Source organism: Curtobacterium sp. Leaf154 (assembly GCF_001424595.1).
Classification (GTDB): Bacteria; Actinomycetota; Actinomycetes; order Actinomycetales; family Microbacteriaceae; genus Curtobacterium; species Curtobacterium poinsettiae.
On sequence record NZ_LMOS01000001.1, the window covers coordinates 338,178 to 349,180 of the forward strand.

The 11,003-nt window shown below is 72.3% G+C and carries 8 protein-coding genes and 1 other RNA gene; 6 read left to right on the forward strand and 3 right to left on the reverse strand.

The features are described from left to right. Positions 1-33 precede the first annotated feature (33 nt). The 3 genes from ASF75_RS01625 (at position 34) to ASF75_RS01635 (ending at position 2,878) form a co-directional block, all read left to right on the forward strand. The gene (locus ASF75_RS01625; protein ID WP_056068442.1) at positions 34-1,128 is read left to right on the forward strand and encodes a hypothetical protein; all 1,095 of its coding nucleotides are present in this window, start codon (positions 34-36) and stop codon (positions 1,126-1,128) included. A 167-nt stretch (positions 1,129-1,295) separates the two neighbouring features. Then, positions 1,296-2,141: a Nif3-like dinuclear metal center hexameric protein gene (locus ASF75_RS01630; protein ID WP_056068446.1), complete on the forward strand. Its 846-nt coding sequence runs from the start codon at positions 1,296-1,298 to the stop codon at positions 2,139-2,141. 2 nt (positions 2,142-2,143) lie between these two features. Further along, positions 2,144-2,878, forward strand: a complete 735-nt coding sequence (locus tag ASF75_RS01635) for a zinc ribbon domain-containing protein (protein ID WP_017886073.1) — start codon at positions 2,144-2,146, stop codon at positions 2,876-2,878. A gap of 1,020 nt (positions 2,879-3,898) precedes the next feature. Here the strand turns inward: ASF75_RS01635 and rnpB are convergent. The 3 genes from rnpB to map form a co-directional block, all read right to left on the reverse strand. Next, positions 3,899-4,259: RNase P RNA component class A (gene rnpB, locus ASF75_RS04625), an RNA gene on the reverse strand. Positions 4,260-4,444: 185 nt separating this feature from the next. Beyond that, entirely contained in the window at positions 4,445-5,194 is a 750-nt protein-coding gene (gene ppgK, locus ASF75_RS01640; RefSeq protein WP_042537019.1) for a polyphosphate--glucose phosphotransferase, read from the reverse strand. Positions 5,195-5,235: 41 nt separating this feature from the next. Next, complete coding sequence (map, locus tag ASF75_RS01645) at positions 5,236-6,099, reverse strand: type I methionyl aminopeptidase (RefSeq protein ID WP_031259254.1); 864 nt, start codon at positions 6,097-6,099, stop codon at positions 5,236-5,238. Positions 6,100-6,248: 149 nt separating this feature from the next. Between map and ASF75_RS01650 the strand changes: the two genes are divergently transcribed. From ASF75_RS01650 to ASF75_RS01660, 3 genes are all read left to right on the forward strand, one after another. Next, positions 6,249-6,428 (forward strand): SPOR domain-containing protein, encoded by a 180-nt coding sequence (locus ASF75_RS01650; protein ID WP_017886076.1) that lies wholly within the window; start codon positions 6,249-6,251, stop codon positions 6,426-6,428. A gap of 125 nt (positions 6,429-6,553) precedes the next feature. Next, positions 6,554-7,891, forward strand: a complete 1,338-nt coding sequence (gene glnA, locus ASF75_RS01655; RefSeq protein ID WP_017886077.1) for a type I glutamate--ammonia ligase — start codon at positions 6,554-6,556, stop codon at positions 7,889-7,891. A 36-nt stretch (positions 7,892-7,927) separates the two neighbouring features. Further along, positions 7,928-10,879, forward strand: a complete 2,952-nt coding sequence (locus ASF75_RS01660) for a bifunctional [glutamine synthetase] adenylyltransferase/[glutamine synthetase]-adenylyl-L-tyrosine phosphorylase (RefSeq protein ID WP_056068448.1) — start codon at positions 7,928-7,930, stop codon at positions 10,877-10,879. Positions 10,880-11,003: the final 124 nt, after the last annotated feature.

The window sequence follows — 11,003 nt, forward strand, 5'->3', positions numbered from 1 at the left end:
CATTTCGGCCCGCGCGATATTTATCCTTCGGACATGGAGACCCAGTCCGGCGCACGCACCCCGCTCGTGGACCCGTTCGGCCGCGAGCTCGAGGAGTGGCTCCGCGACGCCCCGGCCACCCGCGCGCCGTACGTGCCGGACCTCGTCGTCCCGCCGGTCACCGGCCCCGTGCAGCGCCCCGGCTTCGTCGCGGACAGCACGACCAGCACCGACGAGACGCTGGCTCCCGTCGCCGTCACCGCACCGGTCGACGCGACGACCGACTCGGCTCCCGTCGCGGCCCCGGCCTTCCGCCGCGACCGTGCCCGCCACGCCGCCGTCTGCGCCCCGTCGTTCCCCGAGCCGCCGGAGCGCCTGGCCCTGCGCATCGAGGACCTGGCCGTCGAGGTCTCGCGGTCCACGGGCCGCAGCACCATCGAACGCATCGTCCTGCTCGAGGACGAGGTCCGCCGCCGTGACGAGGACCTCGCGCGGCTCGCCGCGTGGGAGGCCACCGTCGCCGGCTCCGACGACCCCGAGGTGACGGCCGCCCGCGCCTTCGCCCACACCGTCTTCTCCGACCTGCTCGCCGACGCCGCCGCCGAGGCGGACCGCCGCGACCGTGCCGCAGCCCGTCGCGCAGCGACCGCGCCGGTGGCGCTCGTGACCCGGCCCGCGCGCCTCCCGGCGCGCGCAGCGCAGGACGCAACAGCAGCACACGACGCAACTGCAGCACAGGACGCGACCGCACCACAGGACGCGACCACAGCGCAGGACTCGACACCCACCCGGGGACCCGCCCCGGTCGTGGAACTCGTCGTCCCGGAACGCGACGAACCCGTCCGACCGGTGCTGGGCCTCCCGGCCGTGTCGCCGGTGTCCGCGTCCACGCGACCCACCCCGCTCGTCCTGCCCGCCACGGGCCCGACGGTCATCGACCGCGCGGCCTTCGCCGCCGCCCTCACGGCGCACCAGGGCACCACCGCGAGCACGCCGGTCGTCCTACCGGACGCCGTCGCCGCACCCGTCGTCCCGGCTCCGGCTCCGGTCGCGGACGCCGCCGACGCGGCGGTCACCACGACGCCGGGCCCGGCCGGCTGGTGGACGCGACTCGTCGAGCGTCTGCTCGGCCTGCTCGGTCGTCGCTGACCGTCCTCGGTCCGGCCCTCGTCCGGTCGCACCGGCTCCGGTTGCACCGGGTCCGGCTGCACTGCCTCTCCGGTTGCACCCTCTCCGGTCGCACCGCCTGGAGGCCCGGATCACCTCACACGGTCCGGCTGCCCGTGGCGGTGCGGTCGCCTCGGTAGACTGACGGGATGCCGACGCTCCGCGAACTCCAGGCCGTGATCGAGGACCTGTGGCCCGCCGCCGGTGCCGAGTCGTGGGATGCCGTCGGGCTCGTCGCGGGTGACCCGGACGCCACCGTCGAGCACGTGCACCTCGCCGTCGACGCGGTCCCCGCCACCGCCCGTGAGGCCGTGGAGCTCGGCGCCGGGCTCCTCCTGACGCACCACCCGCTGCTGCTCCGCGGGGTGACGACGATCGCCGAGTCCACCTACAAGGGCAGCGTCCTCGCGACCCTCGTGCGCGGCGGCAGCGCCCTGCTCGCGGCGCACACCAACGCCGATGTCGTGACGACCGGCACCTCGGCCGTCCTGGCAGACCGCCTCGGGCTGACCGCGCAGCGCCCGCTCGACGTCGGAGCCGACCCTGACACCGGCATCGGTCGCGTCGGTGTCCTGCCCGCGGGGACCACCCTCGGCGCGCTCGCCCGGAAGCTCGTCGACCTGCTGCCGCCCACCGCGACCGGGGTCCGCGTCTCCGGCGACTTCGACCAGCCCGTCCACACCGTGGCGCTCTGCGCCGGTGCCGGCGACTCCCTGCTCGGGCATCCGGCGGTCCTGGACGCCGACGTCTACATCACGAGCGACCTCCGGCACCACCCGGCGTCCGAGTTCCGCGAACAGGCACTGCTCGGCGGCGGACCCGCGCTCATCGACACCTCACACTGGGCCACCGAGTGGCTCTGGCTCGACGTCGCGGCAGAGCAGCTCCGCGCCCACGCCGGGGTCCGCGTCACCGTGAGCGACCTCCGTACCGACCCGTGGGACTTCGCCGTCCTGCCGGCCGCCGAACCCACCACCCCCACAGAAGGAGCCTGACCATGAAGGCAGCACCCGAGGACCAGGTCATCCTCCTCGACGTCCAGCGTCTCGACAACGACGTCACCCGCATCGCGCACCGCATCACGTCGCTGCAGAAGGGCGACCGGCTGACCGAGCTGAGCAAGCAGGCCGCGGGCCTCCGCAGCGAACTCGTCGCCGCCACGGGCGAGGTCGAGGACGCCGAGCGCGACCTCGCCCGTCTGGAGTCCGACACCGCGGTCGCGCAGGCCCGTGTCGAGCGCGACACCACGATGCTGCAGAACGTCGCGAACGCGAAGGACGCCGCCGGACTGCAGAGCGAGCTCGACTCGCTGCAGCGGCGCATCGGGGGGCTCGAGACAGCCGAGCTCGAGATCATGGAGAACCTCGACGGGCTCCGTGCCCGGGTTGGCGACATCGAGGGCAAGCTCGCCGAGGTGGAGTCCGCTCGCAGCGGTCTGGTCGCCGAGCGCGACGCCGAGATCGCCCGGCTGACCGCCGACCGCGAGTCCGCCGAGCAGGCCCGCGCCGACGTCGCCGCGAAGGTGCCGGCCGAGCTGCTCGCCCTGTACGACCGGCAGCGTGCTCGCTACGGCTTCGGCGCCTCGCTGCTGCAGGGTGGCGTGTCGACGGCCTCGGGCGTGGCGCTCAACAACTCCGACCTGCAGACCATCCGCCGGGCTGCGCCCGACGACGTGGTGCTGTGCCCCGACAGCGACGCGATCCTGGTGCGGACGGCCGAGTCCGGGCTGTAGACGCGAGCGACGTCCGGAGCGGAGGCGCGGTGCCGGCTGGTGCCGCGCCTCCGCTCCGTCGTGGGCCGGTCGCAACGCGTCGGCTGCGGCGGTGCCGGCCGACGGTTGGTGACCACGCGGCGAACCTGAGCGGGGAGTCGTGACCGCGCGCGCTGCCTGGCGGGAGGCCCGTGGCGGCACCGCGCCGCGCCTCCAGTCCGTCGTGGACTGGTCGCAACGCGTCGCTCGCGTTGCGCCGGTCGGTCAGGAAGTGTCGGCTGCGGCGGTGCCGGCCGACGGTTGGTGACCACGCGGCGCATCTGAGCGGGGAGTCGTGACTGCCCGCGCCGCCCGACGGGAGGTCCGTGGCGGCGCCGCGCCGCGCCTCCGGTCCGTCGTGGGCTGGTCGCAACGCGTCGCTCGCGTGGCGCCGACTGGTCACGAACTGTCGCCTGCGGCGGTGCCAGCCGACACTTCGTGACCACGCGGCGAACCTGAACGGGGAGTCGACGGGGCGTGGTCGGCCACGGGCCTCCTGTCCGCCCCGTGACNCTGGTCGCAACGCGTCGCTCGCGTGGCGCCGACTGGTCACGAACTGTCGCCTGCGGCGGTGCCAGCCGACACTTCGTGACCACGCGGCGAACCTGAACGGGGAGTCGTGACCGCGCGCGCCGACCGACAGGAGGCCCGTGGCGGCGCCGAACCGCGCCTCCGGTCCGTCGTGGACTGGTCGCAACGCGTCGCTCGCGTGGCGCCGACTGGTCACGAACTGTCGCCTGCGGCGGTGCCAGCCGACACTTCGTGACCACGCGGCGAACCTGAACNCCGTTCGTCAGGAGCCGTGGCGGCGCCGAACCGCGCCTCCGGTCCGTCGTGGACTGGTCGCAACGCGTCGCTCGCGTGGCGCCGACTGGTCACGAACTGTCGCCTGCGGCGGTGCCAGCCGACACTTCGTGACCACGCGGCGAACCTGAGCGGGGAGTCGTGACCGCGCGCGCCGAGCGCGCCGACCGCGCCGGCCGACGCGGCACCGAGAAGGGGCGAATGGGCCGGCCGTACGCCGGGTTCTGTCCCGCCGCTTGCACGGCGGTGACGGCCATCTCTCTCGGACCGACGTTGCCGTCGGCCTCCAGCGGTCTACCCGAGGACTCGGCGAGCAGCCTCAACGTCCTCTGTCTGACCTTGCTCCGGGCGAGGTTTACCGAGCGGATCCGGTCACCCGGACCCCTGGTGGTCTCTTACACCACCGTTTCACCCTTACCGACGTTGCCGCCGGCGGTCTGCTTTCTGTGGCACTGTCTCGCGGATTGCTCCGGGTGGGTGTTACCCACCGCCCTGCTCTGTGGAGCCCGGACGTTCCTCGGCGCTCCCGGGGGAGCGACGCGACCGTCTCACCGACCCATTCGCTGGTGCGAGTCTACCCGGGTCCGCGGCGCCCGTCGCGGCGCCCGTCGCGGTGCCCGACGCCGCCCGACGCAGGACGTGCGCGCGACCTGCGCGCGTCCCTGATGAGAACGGGCGTCCCTGGTCGGAAGTTCCGACCGGGTAGGCCCGTTTCGACCAGGTACGCCCGCGAAGGGCCCAGCGCTACCGACTCCGCGCGGCCAGGGTCGCGGCGCCGATGATGCCGGCGTTGTTGCGGAGCGTGGCGGGGATGATGTCCGCCTGCAGGTCGAGCAGCGGGAGGAACTCCTCGTACTGCTTCGAGACCCCGCCGCCGACGACGAAGAGCTCGGGGGAGAGCAGCGCTTCGAGCGTCGAGTAGTACTTCTGCAGGCGCTTCGCCCAGTGCTTCCACGACAGGTCGTCGCGCTCCTTGGCGGCGAACGAGGCGCGGGACTCGGCGTCGTGCCCCTCGATCTCCAGGTGGCCGAACTCGGAGTTGACGATGAGCACGCCGTCGTTGATGAGCGCGGTGCCGATGCCGGTGCCGAGCGTCGTCACGATGACCAGGCCGTCCTTGCCCTTGGCCGCACCGAACTGCTGCTCGGCGAACCCGGCGGCGTCGGCGTCGTTGACGAAGTGGATGGAGCGGCCGAGTTCCTTCTCGAACAGCGCCTCGGCCTCGAAGCCGATCCACTTCTTCGACACGTTCGCGGCGGACATCGTCTTGCCGTCCCGCACGATCGCCGGGAAGCAGACCCCGACGGGGACGTCGTCACCGGGGGCGAGCTCACCGATGATCTCCTTGACCACCGCCGTGATGTCCTGGGGCTTCCCGCCCTCGGGCGTGGCCTTCTTGATGCGGTCCGTGGTGAGGGCGCCGGACGCGACGTCGACGATCGCGCCCTTGATGCCCGTACCACCGATGTCGACGCCGACTGCGAGGGAGGTCATGAGGTTGTCGTGCCTTTCGGTTGCCTGCCGGAGGTGTCCGGTCAGGAGACGGTGAGGAGCTCCGCGCCGCGTTCGGTGACGACGAGGGTGTGCTCGAACTGCGCGGTCCACGACTTGTCGCGGGTCGACACGGTCCAGTCGTCGGACCAGATGTCGGCTTCGATGCCGCCGAGTGTGAGCATGGGCTCGATGGTGAACACCATGCCGGGTTCGATCACCGTGTCGTACTGCGGTGCGTCGTGGTGGGGGATGATCAGGCCGGAGTGGAAGGCCCGACCGACGCCGTGTCCGGTGTAGTCGCGGACGACGCCGTAGCCGAAGCGCTTCGCGTACGCCTCGATGGCACGACCGATGACGTTGACCTGGCGACCGGGGGCGACGGCCTTGATGCCGCGCTCGAGGGCGAGGCGCGTGCGGGTCACGAGGTCCTCGACCTCCTGCGACGCCTGGCCGACGACGAACGTCCGGTTCGTGTCGCCGTGCATGCCGTCCTTGTAGGCGGTGATGTCGATGTTGACGAGGTCGCCCTCCTGCAGGACGGTGTCGTCGGGGATGCCGTGGCAGATGACCTCGTTGAGGCTCGAGCAGAGCGACTTCGGGTAGCCGCGGTACCCGAGCGTGGAGGGGTAGGCACCGTGCGCGACGACGAACTCGTGCCCGATGCGGTCGAGCTCGTCGGTGGTCACGCCGGGGCGGATCGCCTGCCCGACGGCGTCGATGGCCTGCGACGCGATGCGTCCGGCGACCCGGATGCGCTCGACCTCGTCGGGCGTGTAGGTGTCACCGAGGCCGTGCTCGTGCGGCTCGACCTTCCCGACGTACTCCGGACGCTCGATGTCCTTCGGGACGGCGCGGTGCGGGGAGATCCGGCCGGCGGTCAGGTGTCCGTGTTCGTCCCGGGGCATGGCGACCACTCTAGCCGCGGCGCGACGCGCCGAGCGCAACGGCTGCACGGTGCGGCCTGGCTGGGTGGGCGCGACCGCCTGGAGGCCCGGTGCCGGTCCGCCGGACCGGCACCGGGCCTCCAGGGGGTCAGGTGGGTACGGTGGGCGGCATGAGCGACGAACGCATCGAGTCCCAGTGGTGGTTCAACGACAAGACCGGCCAGGTCGAGCAGGGTCCCCAGTCGCCGCAGCGCGACCGGATCGGCCCGTTCGAGTCGCGCGAGGAGGCGCAGCACGCGCTCGACCGCATCGCCGCGAACAACGAGAAGTGGGACGCCGAGGACCGCTGAGCACCGCGGTCGGCGGCCTGTCGGCACCCTGGTGACGGCGCGTCGCACGGCCCCGCGCACACCGCCGGACCACTAGCCTGGGACGAGGCCCGCCAGCGGCCACCCGATACACGGAAAGGTCGTGCATGGACAAGCAGACGGACTTCGTGCTCCGCACCATCGAGGAGCGCGGGATCAAGTTCATCCGACTCTGGTTCACGGACGTCATCGGGACGCTGAAGTCGGTGGCGATCGCCCCGGCTGAGGTCGAGGGCGCGTTCGCCGAGGGCATCGGGTTCGACGGCTCCGCGATCGAGGGCCTCACCCGTTCGTACGAGGCCGACGTCCTGGCGCACCCGGACCCCTCGACGTTCCAGATCCTGCCGTGGCGCGGCGAGATCGACCCCACCGCGCGGATGTTCTGCGACATCACGACGCCGGACGGGCAGCCCGCCGTGGCCGACCCCCGCAACGTGCTGAAGCGCACCCTGGCGCGGGCGAGCGACCGCGGGTTCACGTTCTACACGCACCCCGAGATCGAGTTCTACCTGCTGAAGAGCCGCGAGTGGAAGGACGGCGGCCCGCAGCCCGTCGACCAGGCCGGCTACTTCGACAACGTCCCCGGTGGCAGCGCGCACGACTTCCGCCGTCGGTCCGTCCGCATGCTCGAGGACCTCGGCATCTCGGTCGAGTTCTCGCACCACGAGGCCGGCCCCGGGCAGAACGAGATCGACCTCCGCTACGCCGACGCACTGACGATGGCGGACAACATCATGACGTTCCGCACCGTGGTGAAGGAAGTGGCGATCGAGCAGGGCGTCTACGCGACGTTCATGCCGAAGCCGATCTCCGGCCAGCCCGGCTCCGGCATGCACACCCACGTCTCGCTGTTCGAGGGCGACCAGAACGCCTTCTACGAGGCGGGCGGCCAGTACCAGCTGTCGCAGACGGCCAAGCACTTCATCGCCGGTGTGCTGAAGCACGCGCCGGAGATCACCGCGGTGACGAACCAGTTCGTCAACTCGTACAAGCGGCTCTGGGGCGGCGACGAGGCCCCGTCCTTCGTGACCTGGGGACACAACAACCGTTCGGCCCTGGTGCGCGTGCCGCTCTACAAGCCGAACAAGGGCCAGTCCGCGCGCATCGAGTACCGCGGCATCGACTCGGCGGCGAACCCGTACCTGGCGTACTCGCTGCTGCTCGCCGCCGGCCTCAAGGGCATCGAGGAGGAGTACGACCTCCCCGCCGAAGCCGAGCACGACGTCTGGAGCCTCAGTGACTCGGAGCGGAAGGCCCTTGGGTACAGCCAGCTCCCGTCGAGCCTCGACCACGCCCTGAGCCTGATGGAGGACTCCGAGCTGGTCGCCGAGACCCTCGGCGAGCAGGTGTTCAACTTCGTGCTGCTCAACAAGCGGCAGGAGTGGAAGCGCTACCGCGACCAGGTCACCCCGTTCGAGCTCGACACCAACCTCGGCGCGCTCTAGAACCGAGCGCCCTGACCCCTCGGGAGCACGTTCCACATGACCGGTCGGACGACGACGTCACGTTCGGAGCTGGCCCGTCTGGGGTTCGCCGAGCTGTCGGAGAGCCTGGAGCGCGCTGCCGACCTGGAGGCCCGGTTCGGCCCCGACGTGCCCCTGCCGGTCGCGGGGTCTGCCGCGCTCTGGGGCGGTACCGCTGATCCCGACGGCGCCCTGCGGATGCTCGAGCGGCTGCTCGAGCGGGCACCGGACGAGCTGCGCCCCGTCCTGACGGACGACGCGGCGACCGAGCGCCTGATCCACCTGCTCGGCGCGTCGATCGGCCTCGGGGAGTTCCTGCACCGACGGCCCGCCGAACTCGACCTGCTGCTCGAGCCGGTCGCCGAACCGTGGTCGCAGGAGCGGTACACGGCGTCGCTGACCGTGGCCGTCGACGGCGCCACGGGTGAGGACGCCCGGATGCGCCTGCGCGTGCGCTACCGCCGGCACCTGGCCCAGATCGCGCTGTTCGACGTGCTGCACGACGTGCCGACCGATGCGTTCCCCGCCGTGGCGGCGGGCCTCGCCGACCTGGCCGGCGCCACCCTCGACGCCGCCGTCGACATCGCCCGGCGCGAGGTGCCGTTCCCCGCGGCCGACGTCGCGGCCACCCCGCTCGCGGTGATCGCGATGGGCAAGGCCGGGGCGCGCGAACTCAACTACGTCAGCGACGTCGACGTCATCTTCGTCACCGAGTCGACCGACGACATCGCCGTCGACCGCGCCGTCCTCGTCTCCACGCGCATCGCGATCGCCGCCATGCACGCGATCACCGACCTCGCCGCCGAACCCGCCCTGTGGGAGGTCGACGCGAACCTGCGCCCCGAGGGCAAGGACGGAGCACTCGTCCGCACCCTCGACTCGCACGTGGCGTACTACGAGCGCTGGGCGAAGGGATGGGAGTTCCAGGCGCTGCTGAAGGCCCGTCCGATCGCCGGCTCCGCCGACCTGGGCGCCCGCTACGCCGAGGCCGTCGCGTCGTTCGTGTGGAACTCCGCGACCCGGCCGGGGTTCGTCGAGTCGGTGCAGCGGATGCGCGAGCGTGTGACGGAGCACATCCCGGACGCCGACGTCGACCGGCAGCTCAAGCTCGGCCCCGGCGGCCTGCGTGACGTCGAGTTCACGGTGCAGCTCCTGCAGCTCGTGCACGGCCGCGACGACCCGTCCGTCCGGGTCCGGTCGACGCTCGAGGCCATGGACGCCCTGACCGACGCCGGGTACGTCGGCCGTGCCGAGGCCGCGCGGTTCGGGCCGGACTACGCCCTGCTCCGCGTGCTCGAACACCGGATCCAGCTCCGCCGCCTGCAGCGGACGCACCTGATGCCCTCCGACGAGGAGGAGCTGCGGGTGCTCGCCCGGTCGAGCGGTGTCGCGGCATCGGCGCCGGCGCTCGAGGCCCGCTGGCGTGCCGTGAAGCTCGAGGTCCGTGGGCTGCACGAGCGCCTGTTCTACCGTCCGCTGCTGTCCGCCGTGGCTTCGACCGAGGACGAGATCGTCCTGACCAACGACCAGGTCGTCGACCGCCTGGCAGGCGTCGGTTTCGTCGATCCCACCGGCGCGGTCGGTCACATCCGCGCACTCACCCAGGGCACGAGCCGGCGTGCGGCGATCCAGCGGAACCTGCTCCCGGTGCTCCTGCGGTGGATGGCCGAGGGGCCGGCACCGGACCGCGCCCTGCTCGCCTTCCGGCGGCTGAGCGACGGCCTGGGGGAGTCGAGCTGGTTCCTCCGGATGCTGCGGGACTCCTCCGGTGCCGCGCACTCGCTCACCACCGTGCTATCCGAGTCGGCGTTCCTGTCCGGGCTGCTCGAGCGGTTCCCCGAGGCCGTGGCCTGGCTCGACGAACCCGAGGCGCTGCTGCGTCCACGACCGATGGACTCGCTGCTCGCCGAGATGACCGCGACCACCGCCCGGCACGGCAACGACGTCGACGGCGCCGCGGCCCTGCTGCGGTCGGCCCGCCGCCGCGAGACCCTGCGGCTCGGCATGGCCGCCGTCCTCGGCTCGCTCGACGTCGACGGTCTCGGCCCGGCCCTGACCGACGTCACCGAGGCCACCCTTGCCGGAGCCCTCGCACTCGCCCGCCGCGACGCCCCCGAGGGCTTCGAGTTCGGCATCATCGCGATGGGCCGGTACGGCGGACGGGAGCTCGGCTTCGGGTCCGACGCCGACGTGCTGTACGTGTACCGGGCACCCGACCTGGCACCCGAGGTCGCGTCCCGGACCGCCCAGACGATCGTGCGCGAGCTCAACCGGCTCACCGAGGACACGATCCACCCGCTCGACCTGGACATCGACCTGCGGCCCGAGGGCAAGAACGGCCCCGTCGTACGGACCCTCGAGTCGTACGGCGCCTACTACGCCCGCTGGTCGCTCACGTGGGAGGCCCAGGCGCTCCTCCGCGCACGGGGCGCCGTCGGCGACGCGCAGCTCCTCCGCGACTTCGAGCACCTCGCCGACCGCACCCGGTACCCGGAACAGATCGACGACCACCAGGTGCGCGAGGTCCGCCGCATCAAGGCCCGGGTGGAGTCCGAGCGGCTGCCCCGCGGCGCGGACCCGGCCAGGCACCTCAAGCTCGGGCGCGGGTCGCTCAGCGACGTGGAGTGGTTCGTGCAACTCCTGCAGCTGCAGCACGCGCTCGAGATCCCCTCGCTCCGGACGACGTCCACGCTCGAGGCCCTCGACGCCGCGGTCGACGCCGGACTGGTCGGTGCCGAGGACGGCGAGCGGCTCGGAGCCGCCTGGCGTTTCGCGTCGCGCACCCGCAGCGCCCTCGTGCTGTGGTCGGGGAAGACCACCGACGTCCTGCCCGTCGACCGCGTCCAGCTCGAGGGTGTCGCTCGTCTGATGGAGTACCCGCCGGGCTCCGCGAGCCGTCTCGAGGACGACTACCTCGGCATCACGCGGCGAGCCCGACAGGTGTTCGAGCGCGAGTTCTACGGCGCCTGACCCGCCCGCGACACGCCCGGATGTCTTCTGACGGACCCGACCTGAGCACCCGTCGAAGGTGAATTCTCCGCGTCGCGCTGCGTCCCCCGACGACCCGTCCTTCGTACCCCTGCCCGGAGTGCTG

Excerpts from the sequence above, each read along its gene's own strand:
- ASF75_RS01625 (WP_056068442.1), top strand. The coding sequence starts at position 34 with ATGGAGACCCAGTCCGGCGCACGCACCCCGCTCGTGGACCCGTTCGGC.
- ASF75_RS01630 (WP_056068446.1), top strand. The coding sequence starts at position 1,296 with ATGCCGACGCTCCGCGAACTCCAGGCCGTGATCGAGGACCTGTGGCCC.
- ASF75_RS01635 (WP_017886073.1), top strand. The coding sequence starts at position 2,144 with ATGAAGGCAGCACCCGAGGACCAGGTCATCCTCCTCGACGTCCAGCGT.
- ppgK (WP_042537019.1), bottom strand. The coding sequence starts at position 5,194 with ATGACCTCCCTCGCAGTCGGCGTCGACATCGGTGGTACGGGCATCAAG.
- map (WP_031259254.1), bottom strand. The coding sequence starts at position 6,099 with ATGCCCCGGGACGAACACGGACACCTGACCGCCGGCCGGATCTCCCCG.
- ASF75_RS01650 (WP_017886076.1), top strand. The coding sequence starts at position 6,249 with ATGAGCGACGAACGCATCGAGTCCCAGTGGTGGTTCAACGACAAGACC.
- glnA (WP_017886077.1), top strand. The coding sequence starts at position 6,554 with ATGGACAAGCAGACGGACTTCGTGCTCCGCACCATCGAGGAGCGCGGG.
- ASF75_RS01660 (WP_056068448.1), top strand. The coding sequence starts at position 7,928 with ATGACCGGTCGGACGACGACGTCACGTTCGGAGCTGGCCCGTCTGGGG.